The organism is bacterium, assembly GCA_016708315.1.
Taxonomy (GTDB): domain Bacteria; phylum Zixibacteria; class MSB-5A5; order CAIYYT01; family CAIYYT01; genus JADJGC01.
The window spans coordinates 59,030-75,278 of sequence record JADJGC010000010.1 but is presented as its reverse complement, the minus strand read 5'-3'; the positions used below and the strand labels follow the sequence as shown (position 1 = coordinate 75,278).

Below are 16,249 nucleotides of genomic sequence, written 5' to 3'. Positions count from 1 at the left end.
CTATACCTTCCTTGCTGCCAGTCCAATCGGCACCGCCAGAAGAGGCGCAATTCGCTCCGGCTGGACGTTGGTGAAAAGGTCCGGATCATATTCGATGTTGCGCAGTGGGTTGGCGATTTCAATCGGAATGTTCAGTTTCGATTGAAGGAATTCCGGCAGATGCGGCATCAATGCGCCGCCACCGGAAAGCACCACCCAGTCAATCTTGTCAACTTTTGCCAGCGAACGGAAATACGAGAAAGCGACTTCGAGGCCGGAGATCAACTCTTCGGCGGAAGTTACGATTGTTGCTTTCAGCATGTCCTGATCGATGGAGGCTTCCATCTCGCCCTTGATCGCTTTCATCGTCAATTCCTGGTTCAGACGGAATTCCTTCTGAATGGTATCGAAGATGTTTCTGCCGCCGGCGGCGACATCGCGGGTCGAGTGGTAGATGCCATCCTTGATGAACACGACGTTGGTGTTGTCGTAGCCGATGTTCACCAGCGCGGTAACGCGTTCGGGATGGATATCGTAGTTGATTTCATAGGCATTGAGCACGGCGAAGGCGTCGGTGTCGACGATGACCGGACGCAGATTCGCATCGGTCAGCAGATCGAGGTACTGCTTGAGGAAGTCATTGCGCGCGGCAACGAGCAGGACGTCCATCTTGTTGTTGACGTCGTCGACGCTGAGGACGTGATAGTCCATGGTGACATCGTCGAGATCGTAAGGAGCGCGTTGCTCCGCTTCGAAGAGAATCGCCTGCTCCGCTTCGGGGCCGGTCTTCTTGTCGAGGGTGAACTTGTCCGTGATGACGCCATGACCGGAAACCGAAACGACAACATCTTTCGTTCGCGGGTCGACCATGTCGATGACGGATTGGATGTTGAAAATTACAGTATCGCGATCCTTGATTTCGTCTGAGACAATTGCCTCAGGCGGGAGATCACGCGATTCCAGCGCCAGAAGCGCGTAGGTGCCGTTGCGGCGTTCGAGCTTGACGCACTTGATTGAAGAGGCGCCAATATCGAGGCCGACGGTCGTCTTGCTACCTTGTCCAAACAGCATATCGTACCTTATCTGTTAAAATGAGCTATATTTCCTGTCGCTGGAGACTATGGCGTCTCCTCAATACAGAAGATTGTTAAGTCCTTTAACTCTGTTTTATTATCGTCGGGGCAGAGGGAAAAAATTAGCGCAGGGTGATAAATTCTTTCACAGCCGGGGGGGCGACTGCCCCGTGTTGGCGGGGCAGTCGTTACGGATGCGAAGCAAAGGATTAGTTGTAGCTTAACAGTTTGGCGCGGCCCGAGCCGGCGACCAAAGACACTGAGAATGAACGAGTTTGGCCGGCGGCATAGCCGCTGCAGACAACGTCGCCGCTTTCGGATGCGGTACCATTCGGGTTGAAAATCACCGTTGAATTGTCGAAACTCGAACCAATATAATTCACATTAGAAGAGAGCGAATCGCGACGGACGACCGAGTCGCCTGTTTCATAAGTACCCAGTTCGGGGTTGAGCAGGTCGACGAAGGTGATCATAACCTTCGCATCGTTGTCTATAAAAAACACCAAGGGGACGCTGTTGTCCAACTGCCGCTGCGCGGGCATAGCGCATGGTGCTGACAATTTCGCGCCCGGTATTGTCGAATTTCATTTTCTTGATTGCCCCGCCGAAATTGGGAACGGCCAAAGCAGACAGCAAGCCGACAATGACGACGACAATCATCATCTCCATCATCGACACGCCGCGTTCGGAAGTATGTTTCAGCATCATCTTAGTTCTCCGTCTTTAGTTTAACCGAGGTTATCCTATGCAACGATGCTGCCAAGTGAACGGTCGATTTGAAACGGTTGCTATTGATGCAGTTGCGGGGGTGGTAATTAGGATCGTTCCTATTGCAGAGTGCGAAAAGTGTTAATTGCAGGCGTCAGGGTATGGGGAGGAGACCATACAGGTCATAAACGGGCTCGGTCCCTCAAAGGCGGGATCTTCGACAAGCCGGCCCCTACACGTTTCTATTTGTGAGAGTCAGACAAAAATGTCTGACCTACCGAGTTCGGACTCCGAGACGCGATTCTTCAAATAATCAGTTGCGCAAACGAGGCGGTTGGAATTATCATATACTATTCCATCCATCATTGGGGAGGTAGAGTATGTTTCTGCAGAAGAAGTGTTTTGCCGCGTGCGTGACTGTGCTCATCACAATCGGGCTGTTGTCGTGCGCGAAAAAAGGGAGCGGCGATGATGATGTAGACGACGGGAATAATCCGTACACTATTCTTGACCTGCGGGTCGTTTCGGTAAGCGATACCAGCGTGACGCTGACGTGGACCGCCACCGGCGACGACGGCGACGATGGAACCTGCACCAGCTATGACATGCGGTATTCGCGCGTTGCAATCACGCATGTGAACTGGAACGATGCGATACAGGCTACCGGCGAACCGCTTCCGCGTGTCGCCGGAACCGTTGAGACGATGGAGGTGAAAGGGCTCGATGAGGATTCGACCTATTACTTTGCATTGATGGCGACGGACGAAAACGGGAACGACGGAGGGACGTCGAATTGCGTGATGGCAATGTGCTTGGTCGATCACGAAGTCAGTTTCCCGGACGACGGACTGGAGGAAGCCATTCGAGACAACATCCATAAGCATATTGGGCCAATACTGCAGTCGGACTTGACGGCGTTGGTGTTTCTTGATGCGAACTCGCGAGGCATTGAAGACCTGACCGGAATCGAGCAATGCACGAAGTTGCAGGTCGCATTCTTGTCGGGCAATGAGATCTCGGACCTCTCTCCCCTATCGAATTTGCCGGAGCTGTTTGCGCTGCAGGTGAATGGAAATGATGTCGCCGACATCTCGCCGATTGCGGGGATGGATCAGATGACGGTTCTCTTTCTTGATGTCAATCCGCTCTCAAGTATCGCGCCGATTTCCGAGATGACGGGATTTCATATTCTGTCAATTCGCCAATGCGGACTTACAGATTTGACGGCAATCGTTGCCAATGCAAATATCGCCGACGCTGACACAGTGATGGTGCCGGAGAATCCGCTTTCGCAAACGGCGCTGAATGAGCAGATACCGGCGTTGGAAGCGCGTGGTGTGACGGTGGTGAGGTAGGATGCCCTCACCTCCCGCGAAGCGCGGGACCTTCGGCCTTGCCCCTCTCCCGGCGGTAGAGGGGGAAACTTGGGTGCGTGCGAAGTTGTTCGAGTGAAGTCGAACCCACAGAGACGCAAGAAAGATTGGTGGGTCTCATGACCTACTAAACTGTCGGATTACATCGCGAGGGAGCGCCGACAGGTTACTCTGTCAAGTCGCGACAGTCGAATTCCCTCAGCTCAAGCTTTTTGTCCTTGACGAGCAGTGTATAGAACTTCTTTACCGATTCATCAAATCTCAGAGGGTGCCAAATGTTGTTCCCCCAATCACCCAATTCGCCGAGTTCATACCATCGGCGGCTCTCAAGGCAATTGCCGGCTACCTTGACGACCTCAACGCCCCATACTTGTTGCTTCCATCGCATACTTATGTAGCCATAGTATCCGTCGAATCTCGCCACAAGATCCACATCACCATAGTTGATTCCGCACGATCCGACTGTTACAATCCGGGCCGGCTCCAAAGGTCGTCTGATGTTTCCGACAGCAAGGAAACTACCCATGTTGAACGAAACCTCGAATAGAGAGTCGTCTACCATGTCAACCCTGTACACAAAGTCACCGGGGCCGAGCACCGACAGATCAACTGCCATGGGTACGGTGCCGATTTCAAGTGCATGAGCCTCATAGAAAACATAATCATAGTGTACCACTCCTTTGCCATCCACTCCAATCAAGCTGTCGCAGACCACAACACCGTCGCCGTTCCAGTTAAAGTCGAAATTGACTATCTGTAGTGGAAGCTTGATCTTCCGACAAACTTTCTGATTGTGGATCAGCAGCAGTTCATCGCCCTCTGCGAGGATAACCGTGTCACCACGTATTACCGAGAAAGTTCCGCCTCCTTCCTCCATGGTGTCATTCAAATGTAGCTTTTCTGGATTCAGAGACATAAGAATTCGCGACTCAAGTCTCTCTGCCATTGTTGGCGTGCAAAGCGGGAGGATAAGAGTGAGTGCGAAAGCAACTGCGCAAATCAAGCGATTCATACTTCTGCGCTTCCCTTCAAGTCACCAAAGTGGATGCAGTTATCGTCTAAGAAACGTAGGCAAATCGACTTTGGACCGCAAGCACGATTGCACGGAGTTAGCCGGCAGCTGAGCCGCAATACTGAGAAGGCAATCGGGCTATTTTTTCCCCACCCTGCGCTTCACTCCGCGGGGCCACCCTACTACAACCTCGGGCGCGCAGACCGCGCCCTTACGCGGGTTGCAGCAAACAAAAAGGGTGCGGAGGTTATCCGCACCCTGTATGGAGACGAACGCGGCAGGCGCCACCCCCGCCCCCAGAAAGGCGACTCTGGAGCGAGTCCTTTATTCGCGAAAGAATGTCTGACCTACCAAACTATATTACGCGGTGGCGTCACCCTCGGCGGTGGAGCCGTCTTCGGCGCCCATCGCGGTTTCCATTGCGGAAGCCATCTGGTTGCCGACAGTTGTCGGATGACCGGCGACGAATGATTCGTGTTCAGTCTTGTCTTTGCCACGATAGTAGTCATCGACAGAGAGAACAATCTTGCGTTGAGTCTGATCGAATTCGACCACCTTCAACGGAATCTCGTCGCCTTCCTTGAAGGCATCCGCAGGTTTCTGCAGATTCGGAACGCCGAGCTGATGCGTGGAGACGAAGCCTTCGACTTCATTGCCAAGTTCAACAATGACGCCGCGATCAAGGACGCGGGTGATGGTGCCGACGCATTCGGAACCGACGGAATACTTCATCGCATAAGCCGGCCACGGATCGTCGAAGAGCTGCTTGTAGCCAAGCGAGATGCGGCGATTCTGGCGGTCGATCTTGAGGACGATGACATCCACTTCCTGACCCTTCTTCATGACTTCGGAAGGATGCTGGATGCGGCGATTCCACGACATATCGGAGATATGCACGAGGCCGTCGATGCCTTCTTCGAGTTCGATAAAGGCGCCGAAGGTCGTCAGGTTGCGGACCTTGCCGCGCACCTTGGAGCCGATCGGATATTTCTGATCGAGAATCGTCCAGGGATCCGGTTCCATCTGCTTGATTCCGAGAGAAATCTTTTCGTTGTCCTTATCGACGGCCAAGACGATGGCGTCGATCTTGTCGCCGACGTTCATGATCTTGGAAGGATGCTTGATGTGCTGGGTCCAGCTCATTTCGGAGATGTGGATCAAGCCCTCAATGCCCTTCTCAAGTTCGACGAAGGCGCCGTAATCGGTCAATGACACGACAGTGCCGTTAACCTTGGAGCCGACCGGGAATTTCTCGCCGATCTTTTCCCACGGGTATTCGGTGAGCTGCTTCATACCAAGCGATATGCGTCCGGTCTCTTTGTCGAAGTCGAGAATCTTGACTTCGATCTCGTCGCCCAGTTGGACGACTTCGGACGGATGGGCAATTCTGCCCCACGACATGTCGGTGATATGGAGAAGACCGTCGAGACCGCCAAGGTCGATGAACACACCGAAGTCGGTGATGTTCTTGACGCCGCCCTTGCGGACCTGGCCGACTTCGATCTGTTCGAGCAGTTTGCCGCGCATTTGTTCGCGCTCTTGCTCGAGCACGACGCGGCGGCTGACCACGATATTGCGGCGGCTCTTATTCAGCTTTATTATTTTAAGATGAAGAGTTCTTCCGATCAATTCATCGAAATCCGGCACCTGGCGCAGGGCGATTTGCGAGCCCGGCAGGAAAGCATCGACGCCGAACAAGTCGACAACGATACCGCCCTTGATGCGGCGCATGAGGCGGCCTTCAACAAGCTCGCCGGCATCGTGCGCTTCGCGGATCTTGTCCCAAACGCGCATGAAATCGGCTTTTTGCTTGGAGAGAATTAGCTGGCCGTTCTGGTCCTCGACGGATTCGAGATAGACATCGATCTCATCGCCGACCTTGATATTGATCGGTTCGGAGAACTCATCAAGCGAGATTATGCCTTCAGATTTGAAGCCAACGTCGACAATGACATCCTCGCGGGTGATATCGAGCACGCGGCCCTTGATAATCTCACCCTCCTTGATATCCTGGAGCGTGTGATTATACATATTCAGGAGATCTTCGTACTCCTTGGATGAATAATCGTCATCATCGAGATCGGTTTGCTTGATTGCATCAACGTGAGCAAAAGTCACCGGAGTAGATTCGGCACGACGAGTCGCCTTCTCGGAGACGCGGCGCTGACGATCAGTGGCCATCGCTCCGACTTCGGATGCGAACTCCGTGATCATCGTGGTACCTTTTTGTTCAGCTTTGCTGACCTTCTTGGTACCGGATGCTTTTACTAATCTACTGGTAGACTTCTTCTCGGGCGTCTCACCTCCAGTCGTTTTAGCTTTCTTTGTGGTTTTTGTGGTTTCTTCAGACATTAATGTCTTCCTCCTAAAATATAGCGATAACCCTTCCGGGCTTTTTTCTCGAATCTACACACCCCGTCTCCCCGACTTCGTCGGGGAGCCACCCCTCTCAAGAGGGGAATTAAGACGGTGTCATCGGTCAACATCGGTGCCCCACCGCTTGGGTGACTTGAATGTCGCTGTCGAACTCGCCCCCTCCCAGAGGAGGGGAAAGCGCTGGTCCCGTTGAACGGGATGTCAGACAAGAATGTCTGACCTACCGAACCTGGCCCTTGCTCCGAGGAGCGCAGGGCCCTGACCTACGCGCCTTCGGCAGGCCTGCCCTCGCCGCCGGCCGTCAGGTGGCTTCGATTTCCGTTTTGAGGCGGCGAATCGCGGCCATGACGTCGTCCGTCAATTTATCATAGCGCGCCTTGTCATCCTCGGGCGAATCGTAATCGCTCAAGTAGATCGGCTGCGCGAATCCGACGCGCAATTTGGCGCGGCGGAACAAGACATCTTTTATACGATTCGACCCGCAGATGGCTGCAGGGACGACCGGTGCTCCGGTGGCGAATGCGAGACGCGCCATGCCGGGCTGACCGGATTGGACTTCGCCGTCTTTCGAGCGCGTGCCTTCCGGAAAGAAGATCAACTGATCACCGCGCTTGAGAATGTCCTGCGACTGTTTCCAGGCGTGGCGGTCGGCTTTGCCGCGATTTACCGGAAAGGCATGGACGCCGCGCAGAAACCAACCAATCGCCCTATTGCGAAACAGTTCGACCTTGGCGAAATAAAACACTCTCATCGACAAGACCGACCCCAACATGGGCGGGTCATAATTCGAGAGGTGGTTAGACGCAATCAGCGCCGGACCTGCGGGAACATTTTCGCGACCGATGACTTTCCACCCCAGAAGCCATCCCGCGAGACGGATTGAAATTTGGGCAAGGCGATATACGAGACTCAAACTGTGGTTACCTGATGGGCGAGATCAATGATTTTTTGGACCTGCTCTTCGAAGGTAAGGTTAGAAGTGTCAATCTCACGTGCATCTGGCACTTTGGTAAGTGGCGATGCCGCCCTACTCGAATCCGCGTGATCGCGTTTCGCTAAAAGTTCCTGCTGTTCGGCGACGGTTGTCGTCACGCCGATCTTTGCCAGATCGCGCACTCGTCGTTCGGCGCGCGCCTGCAGATCGGCCAGCATAAATATCTTCACTTCGGCGTTCGGAAAAACGACCGAGGTAGTGTCACGTCCTTCGGCGACAACGCCGCCGCGAGCGCCGATTTCCTGCTGCCACTTGACGAGGATTTTGCGGACCTCGGCGTGGCCGGAAATCGGAGTGGTACCGGCGGTGACATCGGGGCGGCGGATTTCCGCCGAGACGTCTTCGCCGTCCATGAACAGATGTTGTTCGTGATCGATGATCTTGAACAACAACGTCGTACTGTTTGTCATGTCGACAATCTTCGGCTGATCGTTAAGATCAAGGCCGCTACGGATCGCCTTAAGCGTGATCGCCCGGTACATGGCTCCGGTGTCGAGGAACAACAGGTCGAGCCGGCGCGCGACTTCGCGAGCGGTGGTGCTCTTCCCTGCCCCGGCGGGGCCGTCGATGGCGATTACGATATCGGTCAGTCTCCGTTTCTGTGTCATGCAAACCAGTACAGCTATTTAATATAGTCGGGGGCAAGGGATTATCAAGGGAAAAGTGAGGGGAAAATGGGGGGATTTGTTAGTGTTTTTCGGTCTTGAGAGCGGTGAGTTTTTCAAGGGCGCGAGCGCCGACGCGGGTGTTGGGGTAGGTGGTTGCGATGGAGTCGCAGAAGGAGGCGATGGAGGAGGGCGGTACTACTGCCAAGATATTGTCGAAGCCGGCGATTGCGTATTCGCGGTTTGGATTAGAATGAATAAGGATCGTACAATAACTCGTAATTCTGGATGAATCTTCAGCCATTAACGCCGTTAAGAGGCCACTTCTGCACGCTTCAGGTACATACTTGCTCTGCGGATGTAATTCTATGAGGCTGTCAATCATAGCCAACGGCCGCATCCAATCTCGTCTTGTTGCGATCTGAGGTATCCGTCTAAACATTTGGTAGGCCAAGCTTTCATCCCCTGTCGGCTGGTCGATATGGATAGTCACATATGGTGAGAATACTTGATTTCGATAGCCTGCTTGCACCTGTGTTTCACCGATTGTAAGGCAATCCGTGCCATCTCGCTTCACATAATCGGAACGACTATACTTGCAGAGATAGTGTATAGCCACAAGTGAGTCACCGGCGGCCAATGAATATTTTCTTTGCCCAAGACTCCCGCTCAAATAGAAATCCTGCTGTATCAACGACTCGCCTTCCCTGTTCAATAGTGACAGCTCTCGAAGGTTCAAGCGAATATCGCCAACCTCAATAGTGTGGTCAGAATAGTTGATGAGCGAAACATAGGCGATGATGTTCTGGCCATAGAGATAGTTTGTTGTGTCAAAGTGAAGGTTAAGGGAAAGTGAATCGAGTGGTTGGATTTCGGTGACATCTTGGGCTTGGGAATTGACCGAACAGAGTGTGATCAAGAGTGAACTAAGGAGATGGAAAAGCTGGTTTGCGTATTTCGACATTTGATCCCTCTGGAGTTGGTAAAGACGGACAGGGAGAATATTCCCGAGAAATGAGCAAGTCAGGTCAGATCCGCTGAGTTTCGGTAAGTGCGGTGAACGCAACGACCAGTCCGCTGGGTCGCTTTCGCGGGAATGACGGTGGTGTCGGAGACGCAGCAACCAACAGGCTGTTGAAAGACCGTCCACACTGTCATCCTGAGCGCAGCGAAGGATCTGTTCGGTTGCGTAACAAAGCTACGCTTCACTTCGTTCAGAATGACATGGGAAGACGTATTCAACTGTTCCCTTCGCCGGAATGACGGTGGTTTCCAGACACCGCCCACAAATGCTCGTCAGTTAGATCATGCCGACTTTGCGTTTGAGGCGTTCGACCTCGACGGGGAGAAGGTAGCGCCATTTGCCTTTGTCGATGCCCTGCAGGGTGATGTCGTCGAATTTGACGCGGACAAGCGAGATCACCGGGTAGCCGATGGCTTTGCACATCTGGCGGATTTCGCGTTTGCGGCCCTCCTGCAATTCGATTGACAGGAAGGTAGTGTTGTCGTCGTTGTCGAGGATTTTGGCTTTGGCGTGGGCGACGTGACCATCCTCCAAGGCAATGCCGTCAAAGAAGTGGCGGAGGTTTTCCTGACTGAAGTTACCCTTCACGCGAACCGTGTAAAGCTTTTTGATGCCGTAACTTGGGTGGGCGAGTCGAAAGGCGAGTTCGCCATCGTCGGTCAACAGCAGTAGACCTTCGGAGTCGAGATCGAGGCGGCCAATCGGGTAGACACGGTGGCCGAGATTGGTTATCAAACGCTGGATTGTCTTGCGGCCAAAGTCGTCTTTGAGCGTGACAAGGTAGCCCTTGGGTTTGTTCATGGCGATGTAGACGTTGCTTTGCGGTTGGCGGCAATGGACGCCGTTGACGAGAACCTCGTCGGTGTTTTCGTCGATGACGTGTCCCAATTTTGTGACCACTTCCCCATTGACGACGACTTTGCCTTCGGCAATGAGTGTGTCAGCCCCGCGCCGGGACGCCATCCCGCATTGGGAGATGAATTTGTTAAGTCGCAGTGTCAAGCTTCGGGGATCTTATCATCGTCGGGCTCGAGGGTCTCGGCCAGATCATCAAGTTCGATGTCGGAGTCGAGTTCGTCGACATCCGGGTGTTTGTCAAGTTGGCTCAAGGCAGACGCCATGGACTCGGCTTCGTTCTCCTCGATAGTCTCATCGGAATCGGCGAAAGCGAGTTCAGGCTGGCGATGCGGATCGACGGCTTTGGGGCCAAGCTCGGCCAATTTCGGGAGCTGTTCGATGCCGGCGATACCAAAGTATTCCAAGAACTTAGAGGCAGTTGCATAAAGTAACGGTTTGCCGATCTTTTCCGCCCTGCCGGCAGGTTTAATCAGCTTGCGTTCGAGCAAGGTCTGGATTACGCCGTCGGCGGCGACGCCGCGAATCTGTTCGATCTCGCCCTTGGTAATCGGTTGCTTGTAGGCGATGATGGCGAGGGTTTCGAGACCGGCTGGAGTCAGGCGACGTTCGCGCTGGACGGAGAAATACTTCTCGACCTGCACGGCGTAGTCGGTGATCAGGTAGTATTGGAATCCGCCGGCGATCTCGCGAACACGGAAGGTGTTGTTGTTGGCGGTGTATTTTTCGTTGAGCTTATCGACGATACCCTTGACGCCGCCTTTGTGGCGCGAGGTCAGGAGCTTCTTGAGTTCGGTAACCGGCATCGGGCGCGGCGAGGAAAACAGCACCGCTTCGATGAGGTTCATTTCGTCTTCGGTATAGCCAATCTGATTAGAGTCGGACGACATAGATTTCTCCAAAATGCTGGTGCTGACGGGCGCTGATGCGCTGAAGTTTAGCCAATTCGAGAATGGCGAGGAAAGTAACAACGTAGTAGATGCGACGCTGATTCGCCAACACCAAGTTGGTGAGCGTGGTTTGCTCGGTGGTTTCGAGCACGCCGAGGATATACTCGACCTGGTCCTCGATGGAAAGTTCGAAATTGTCGACCTCGTGCTTGGGCTGATCGGCGGCGGTTTTCATAACCTCGGAGAACGAGCGAACGAGATCGTAGAGAGTAGCTTCGATGGTGAAAGTCTCCTGCACTTCGGGGCTAAGATATGAGAAGTCACCGCGTTTGAGCACCTGGCGCTCTTTGACTTCGAGGATGGCGAATTTCTCGGAGGCTTCTTTGAAGCGCTTGTATTCGAGCAGAGCCATAATCAGCTCTTCGCGCGGGTCCTCATCATCGCCTTCGATTTCGGCATGACGCGGCATCAGCAGACGCGCCTTGATGCGAATCAGCGTGGCGGCCATAAGCAGATATTCGCCGGCAACTTCGAGGTTGAGCAATTTCATCATCTTGACATAGTCGAGATATTGGCCGGTAATTGTTGCGATGGGAATTTCGTAGATGTCGATCTCTTGATTGCGAATCAGATAGAGCAACAGATCGAGTGGGCCCTCGAAGCCCTCGATTTTTATCGGGAAGCTATCGGCCTCTGAGACCGGTTGAATATCATCGAAGAAATTATCGTTGCTCATCGCAGATTCATCTTCTCTCTAACCATGGTCATCGTTTCCTGAGCGCGAACACGGGCGCGATTGGCGCCGTCCTCGAGCATGTCGTTGACAAAGTCGATGTCGCTTTCGAGCGCCGTGCGCTTGCTACGAATAGGTTCTAACGCTTTATTTATGTCGTCCGCAAGCTGTTTCTTGCAGGCGACACAACCGAGAGCGCCGGAGCGGCAGTCGGTGTCGATGCGGTCGATTTCCGCCTGCGGAGTATACAACTGATGCAAGGCAAAGACCGGACAAATTTCGGGACGGCCAGGATCACCCTTGCGGAGCTTCTGCGGATCGGTGAACATCTTCTTGATTTTGGCTTCGGTCTCTTCGGGTTTCTCCGCTATGGGAATCTCGTTGCCGTAGGACTTGCTCATTTTCTGGCCGTCAATTCCGGGAACGACGGGAATCTTGGTGAGCAGTGCCTGCGGATCGGGAAAGACCTCGCCATAGATGCCGTTGAAACGGCGACCGACCTCGCGGGTCAATTCGATATGCGGGACCTGGTCCTTCCCTACCGGCACGAAATCAGCGCGATAGAGAAGAATGTCGGCGGCCTGCAATAGCGGATAGCCGAGGAAGCCGTAGCTGTCGAGGCCGAGTTTCTCGACCTTTTCCTTGTGCGATGGAACGCGTTCGAGCCACGGGGTCGGGGTGATCATCGAGAACAACAAGTGCAGTTCAGCGTGTTCTTTGACCTGCGACTGAATGAAGATGGCGCACTTTTTCGGATCGAGACCGGCGGCAAGATAGTCGATTGCCATCTGGACGATTTTGTCATCGAGGTCAGCGGTCTTGTCATAATCGGCGGTCAGCGCGTGCCAGTCGACGATGCAGCAATACATGTCGTATTCGTTTTGCAGACGCACCCAATTTGCGAGGGCGCCTTCGAGATTACCGAGATGCAACTTGCCGGTAGGTTGCATGCCGGAGAGAATAACTTTTTTAGCCATGTTGATTAGTTCTACCCAACGAAGAGATATTTTTTCCAGACTTCGTCGCCTTTGCGAACGAGCTGGCGGATAAAGGTGAGGTGGCTGGGCTTGCGCGGACGATTGGCGAGCGGCATGCCAGCCTCATCGGGCGTGCGGTTGCCCTTCTTGTTATTGCAGCGTTCGCAGGCACAGACGAGGTTGTCCCAGGCGTCGGCGCCGCCGCGAACGGTGGGAATGACGTGGTCGACGGTCATATTGCCGTGGGTCGTGCCGCAGTACTGGCAGACGCCGTTGTCGCGTTTGATGACGTTCTTGCGATTGAGCATGACCTGGCGATAAGGAACGCGGGCGTATAACTCGAGCCGGACGATAGAGGGTTCTTCGACCGAACGCGAGACCGAGCGGACGCGATGTCCGTTGCGGCTTTCGACGAGTGACGCTTTTCCGAGATAAACCAAGACAATAGCTCTCTTAACGCTGGTGGTGACCAACGGCTCGTAGTTCTGATTGACGACTAGTACAGGGTCAGTTAGCATAGCGTTCCTAATTAGCCTTTAAAGTACGGCTAAAACGCAAAAGTGTCAAACTAAAAACTGTATTAAAACTGCGATTTTCCCGCAAAAACATTGAGTGTTTTTAGTTGGAGCGAGACGGCGCCGGTGATAGAATTTGTGTATGAAAAAGCTCAAAGTTACCGTCCGCCGAACGCGCGAAAGCGATTTGTTCGAATGCTGGCAGATGATTGCCCGCACAATGAATGATTTGTTCAAGAGGAGCGGCAAGAAGCCGTTCAAGTTCACTGCGACCAGCGCTGACCCTACGATGATTCATTTTCGCAAGGTTGATCCGGAAGCGTCCTACGTTGCGCTAAATGCCAAAGGTGCGATTGTCGGATTTACGCAGGCGTTGATACGAGGAAATGAATGGTATCTGGCGTATCTCTTCGTTGATCCGCAATATCAGTCGACAGGAGTCGGCCAGAAATTGTTGAAGCTGGCGATGGATTATGGCCGCAAGAATGGCGAGATCACGCGCTGGGCGCTGTCGACATTTGCGTACAACCCGCAGGCGCTGGCGATTTACAGCAAGATGGGAATGACGCCGCAGATCGCACTGTTGGTGATGACCCGTGATTGGAAAGGTGATAAGAAACCCGCGCCGATCAAGCCGAAAATGCGACTGACGATGCAAGTTGTGACGACGCATAAGCTGATCAATCGATTGACGAAACTTGATATCAAAGTACGCGGGACGGCACGACCGGAGGAGCATTTCTTCTGGACAGGCGACGATAAGCACACACAGTTGGCGTTTTATGATGACAAAACGCTGGTGGGATACAGCGTTGTCGGGGCGACGGCACGAATTGGTCCGGTTGCGGCGACGAAGCCTGAGTATTTGTCGTCGATATTGGCGATGTCAGTGAATTATGGACTTGAGATTGGGCAGGCGCGTCAGTTGATTTTCGTGAATGGCGAAAATGTCGAAGTGGTGCAGTCGCTATTGCAGTCGGGGTTCCATATTGAGGAAGCGACGGTTGTGATGGCGAGCGAGCGGTTTTCGGATTCGAGCCGTTATGTGCCGGGGCATTTGGCGCATTATTAGGCCCTCACCGCAGCCCCTCTACTGCGAATGGAATTCGTGAATGGTCGGAAGACACACCCCGCCTTGAGTGCGCTCGTTCCTCGCGCTCTCAAGGCACCCCTCTCAAGAGGGGAATTGAGCGGAGGTGCCTTTACCCTTGGATTACTCCTCAGTATCTGGATATCGGCCCCGCCTAAGGGGAAATTCTCAGAGGCTCAACCTTCGCCGGTAAGACACCGGGCGCGGTAACCGCGCCCCTACGAAGCGACATCGAATCAGTCGTCCTGATCGGTGAAGCCGGATCAATTGAAGAACCGGGCAGACGAGGAGAGGCTGCCGCGCACGAAGCCTTTTGAAGTCGTCCTTTCAACTACGAGCCAGGTTCCAACTCTCCCCGGATTCCGCTTCGCGGGAAGACGGTGGAAGTCTGAACACCAAGAGCAGTGAACTTCTTGATTGACGTTGCATCTTTACTTAGCAACATTCCGTAATATTAGCACAGGAACCAATGGCGGGGTTGAGGGTTATGATACTAACGTGAGGCAATTCTATTTAGCATTGGGAGCCGGTGCATTTGTGCTGGTACTTGGCCTCGGGCAGGTACTGCTGATGCGCGTCCTCAATACGATTTGGTGGCGCAATCGCACGGTTAAGCGGTTGTCGCTGGGGATACTGGTGTTTACTTTTGCTTCGGCACTTGGCTGGGCAATACTGGTCTATCTTAAATTCAGCACAGCGTTGATTTATGTTTTCGCGACGATGACAACCATTGCGGCGGTGCTGAATTTTGCGCTGTTGGTGTCACTTCCCTTTTCGGGTGTGATCAATACGATCATGCATTTCATTACGAAGAATCGCGAGAAAAAGGGACACACACAGCACGATGAGCCGAAATCGCGGCAGCGCCGATTGGTGCTTCAGGGCGCGGCAGCGATGTTTCCGGTGGGTGCAGTAGCGCTTGGATCGGGAGGAATGACGAAGGCTTTCTCGGGCGTAGATGTGCGCGAGATACCATTCTATTATGAAGACCTTCCCCCTGATCTCGATGGGTTCAAGATATTTCATGTGTCGGATAGTCATCTCGGTCCTTACGTGGACAATGATGATATTGCTGCGTTGATGTTGAAGGCCGAGCCGTTTAAGCCGGACATTCTGCTTTTCTCCGGCGATATTGCGGATGATTTGACGATGCTGCCTGATTGCATCAAATTGGTGGAACAGCTCAAGGCGAAGTATGGCGCGTACGCTTCGATGGGTAATCACGATTACTATCGCGGGGCGCCGGAAGTTATTGCGGCGTTTGACAAGAGCAGTGTGCCGATGCTGATTGATCGCGGTGTTGCGATCAAGGTTGGCAAGGCAGAATTGTATGTCGGCGGTGCGGATGATCCACGGCGTATGGGTGATCGATATGACGATTTTCTGCGCAATACGTTTGACCGGGCACTGGACCAGTCGAGCAGCGACAGTTTCAAGGTAGTGATGAGCCACCGCCCGAGCGGATTTGATACGGCGATTGAGCGGGGTGTTCAACTTACGCTTTCCGGACACACGCATGGATGCCAGATAGGTTTTATGGGCGAGCCGATCTTCAATGAATGGGGCGGCGAACGATATGTTTGGGGACAATATAAGAAAGGCAATTCGCAGGTGTACACTTCAAGCGGAGTGGGACATTGGTTTCCGTTTCGATTGGGATGTCCGACAGAGGCGCCGATTATAGTTTTGAAAAGAGGGAAAGATCCGAATCCGGAAAAGGGACGGGTTGTTTAAGCGCCCTGTCCTTAAGAGCGGGCAGCCGAGGACGTTTGCAGCGCACAGATTGCTTTCCAAGCATATGAACTACACAACCCCCTTGCCCCCTTTGCTAAGGGGAATAACTACGATGCACGATTAGATGAATCCCACCGCAAGCGGTGGGGCACCTAACTCGGTCTTGACTTATGAGAGAGCCTCAGGACGTCTGCCGCGCACAATCAGTAGGCGAATGGCGCCCTCACCATGCCCTCTCCCTTCCAGCGGGAATGACAAGGCTTCCCAGGACAGATGTGTTCAACGGGCAGGATAAGGACCCCGTCTCCAAG

Annotated in this window: 16 protein-coding genes; 3 read left to right on the top strand and 13 right to left on the bottom strand. The window is 53.5% G+C overall.

The genetic code is table 11. The features are described 5' to 3' along the window. From pilM to IPH59_09790, 3 genes are all read right to left on the bottom strand, one after another. Nucleotides 1-1,050, bottom strand: a complete 1,050-nt coding sequence (gene pilM, locus IPH59_09800; protein MBK7091995.1) for a type IV pilus assembly protein PilM — start codon at nucleotides 1,048-1,050, stop codon at nucleotides 1-3. Nucleotides 1,051-1,261: 211 nt separating this feature from the next. Then, on the bottom strand, nucleotides 1,262-1,525 hold the full coding sequence (locus tag IPH59_09795; GenBank protein ID MBK7091994.1) for a hypothetical protein: 264 nt from the start codon (nucleotides 1,523-1,525) through the stop codon (nucleotides 1,262-1,264). Beyond that, on the bottom strand, nucleotides 1,479-1,760 hold the full coding sequence (locus tag IPH59_09790) for a prepilin-type N-terminal cleavage/methylation domain-containing protein (protein ID MBK7091993.1): 282 nt from the start codon (nucleotides 1,758-1,760) through the stop codon (nucleotides 1,479-1,481). Before IPH59_09790 ends, IPH59_09795 begins: the two co-directional genes overlap by 47 nt. Before the next feature lie 380 nt (nucleotides 1,761-2,140). Between IPH59_09790 and IPH59_09785 the strand changes: the two genes are divergently transcribed. Then, nucleotides 2,141-3,115: a hypothetical protein gene (locus IPH59_09785; GenBank protein ID MBK7091992.1), complete on the top strand. Its 975-nt coding sequence runs from the start codon at nucleotides 2,141-2,143 to the stop codon at nucleotides 3,113-3,115. 184 nt (nucleotides 3,116-3,299) lie between these two features. Here IPH59_09785 and IPH59_09780 read toward each other — a convergent pair whose 3' ends face one another. The 10 genes from IPH59_09780 to IPH59_09735 all read right to left on the bottom strand — a co-directional run bounded on the left by IPH59_09780 (nucleotide 3,300) and on the right by IPH59_09735 (nucleotide 13,117). Further along, nucleotides 3,300-4,145, bottom strand: coding sequence for a hypothetical protein (locus tag IPH59_09780; GenBank protein MBK7091991.1), 846 nt, complete (start codon nucleotides 4,143-4,145; stop codon nucleotides 3,300-3,302). 360 nt (nucleotides 4,146-4,505) lie between these two features. Then, on the bottom strand, nucleotides 4,506-6,497 hold the full coding sequence (gene rpsA / locus IPH59_09775; protein ID MBK7091990.1) for a 30S ribosomal protein S1: 1,992 nt from the start codon (nucleotides 6,495-6,497) through the stop codon (nucleotides 4,506-4,508). A 325-nt stretch (nucleotides 6,498-6,822) separates the two neighbouring features. Further along, entirely contained in the window at nucleotides 6,823-7,434 is a 612-nt protein-coding gene (locus tag IPH59_09770) for a 1-acyl-sn-glycerol-3-phosphate acyltransferase (protein MBK7091989.1), read from the bottom strand. Beyond that, nucleotides 7,431-8,123 (bottom strand): (d)CMP kinase, encoded by a 693-nt coding sequence (locus IPH59_09765; GenBank protein ID MBK7091988.1) that lies wholly within the window; start codon nucleotides 8,121-8,123, stop codon nucleotides 7,431-7,433. The genes IPH59_09770 and IPH59_09765 overlap by 4 nt, the downstream gene beginning before the upstream one ends. Nucleotides 8,124-8,202: 79 nt before the next feature. Continuing rightward, a complete protein-coding gene (locus tag IPH59_09760) occupies nucleotides 8,203-9,084 on the bottom strand; it encodes a hypothetical protein (GenBank protein ID MBK7091987.1) in 882 nt (293 codons plus the stop codon). A 336-nt stretch (nucleotides 9,085-9,420) separates the two neighbouring features. Next, complete coding sequence (locus IPH59_09755; GenBank protein ID MBK7091986.1) at nucleotides 9,421-10,146, bottom strand: rRNA pseudouridine synthase; 726 nt, start codon at nucleotides 10,144-10,146, stop codon at nucleotides 9,421-9,423. After that, nucleotides 10,143-10,889: an SMC-Scp complex subunit ScpB gene (gene scpB / locus IPH59_09750; GenBank protein MBK7091985.1), complete on the bottom strand. Its 747-nt coding sequence runs from the start codon at nucleotides 10,887-10,889 to the stop codon at nucleotides 10,143-10,145. Before scpB ends, IPH59_09755 begins: the two co-directional genes overlap by 4 nt. Continuing rightward, nucleotides 10,873-11,625: a segregation/condensation protein A gene (locus IPH59_09745; protein ID MBK7091984.1), complete on the bottom strand. Its 753-nt coding sequence runs from the start codon at nucleotides 11,623-11,625 to the stop codon at nucleotides 10,873-10,875. Before IPH59_09745 ends, scpB begins: the two co-directional genes overlap by 17 nt. Continuing rightward, nucleotides 11,622-12,599, bottom strand: coding sequence for a tryptophan--tRNA ligase (gene trpS, locus IPH59_09740; GenBank protein ID MBK7091983.1), 978 nt, complete (start codon nucleotides 12,597-12,599; stop codon nucleotides 11,622-11,624). Before trpS ends, IPH59_09745 begins: the two co-directional genes overlap by 4 nt. Nucleotides 12,600-12,610: 11 nt before the next feature. Continuing rightward, complete coding sequence (locus tag IPH59_09735) at nucleotides 12,611-13,117, bottom strand: HNH endonuclease (protein ID MBK7091982.1); 507 nt, start codon at nucleotides 13,115-13,117, stop codon at nucleotides 12,611-12,613. A gap of 139 nt (nucleotides 13,118-13,256) precedes the next feature. On the opposite strand from IPH59_09735, the gene IPH59_09730 reads away from it, so the two are divergent. Continuing rightward, the gene (locus IPH59_09730; protein MBK7091981.1) at nucleotides 13,257-14,186 is read left to right on the top strand and encodes a GNAT family N-acetyltransferase; all 930 of its coding nucleotides are present in this window, start codon (nucleotides 13,257-13,259) and stop codon (nucleotides 14,184-14,186) included. A 516-nt stretch (nucleotides 14,187-14,702) separates the two neighbouring features. Next, the gene (locus IPH59_09725) at nucleotides 14,703-15,938 is read left to right on the top strand and encodes a metallophosphoesterase (GenBank protein ID MBK7091980.1); all 1,236 of its coding nucleotides are present in this window, start codon (nucleotides 14,703-14,705) and stop codon (nucleotides 15,936-15,938) included. Nucleotides 15,939-16,249 lie beyond the last annotated feature (311 nt).

What these genes read in the sequence shown, in the direction of transcription:
- pilM (MBK7091995.1), bottom strand. Translation starts at nt 1,050, where the DNA reads ATGCTGTTTGGACAAGGTAGCAAGACGACCGTCGGCCTCGATATTGGC.
- IPH59_09795 (MBK7091994.1), bottom strand. Translation starts at nt 1,525, where the DNA reads ATGATCACCTTCGTCGACCTGCTCAACCCCGAACTGGGTACTTATGAA.
- IPH59_09790 (MBK7091993.1), bottom strand. Translation starts at nt 1,760, where the DNA reads ATGATGCTGAAACATACTTCCGAACGCGGCGTGTCGATGATGGAGATG.
- IPH59_09785 (MBK7091992.1), top strand. Translation starts at nt 2,141, where the DNA reads ATGTTTCTGCAGAAGAAGTGTTTTGCCGCGTGCGTGACTGTGCTCATC.
- IPH59_09780 (MBK7091991.1), bottom strand. Translation starts at nt 4,145, where the DNA reads ATGAATCGCTTGATTTGCGCAGTTGCTTTCGCACTCACTCTTATCCTC.
- rpsA (MBK7091990.1), bottom strand. Translation starts at nt 6,497, where the DNA reads ATGTCTGAAGAAACCACAAAAACCACAAAGAAAGCTAAAACGACTGGA.
- IPH59_09765 (MBK7091988.1), bottom strand. Translation starts at nt 8,123, where the DNA reads ATGACACAGAAACGGAGACTGACCGATATCGTAATCGCCATCGACGGC.
- IPH59_09760 (MBK7091987.1), bottom strand. Translation starts at nt 9,084, where the DNA reads ATGTCGAAATACGCAAACCAGCTTTTCCATCTCCTTAGTTCACTCTTG.
- scpB (MBK7091985.1), bottom strand. Translation starts at nt 10,889, where the DNA reads ATGTCGTCCGACTCTAATCAGATTGGCTATACCGAAGACGAAATGAAC.
- IPH59_09745 (MBK7091984.1), bottom strand. Translation starts at nt 11,625, where the DNA reads ATGAGCAACGATAATTTCTTCGATGATATTCAACCGGTCTCAGAGGCC.
- trpS (MBK7091983.1), bottom strand. Translation starts at nt 12,599, where the DNA reads ATGGCTAAAAAAGTTATTCTCTCCGGCATGCAACCTACCGGCAAGTTG.
- IPH59_09735 (MBK7091982.1), bottom strand. Translation starts at nt 13,117, where the DNA reads ATGCTAACTGACCCTGTACTAGTCGTCAATCAGAACTACGAGCCGTTG.
- IPH59_09730 (MBK7091981.1), top strand. Translation starts at nt 13,257, where the DNA reads ATGAAAAAGCTCAAAGTTACCGTCCGCCGAACGCGCGAAAGCGATTTG.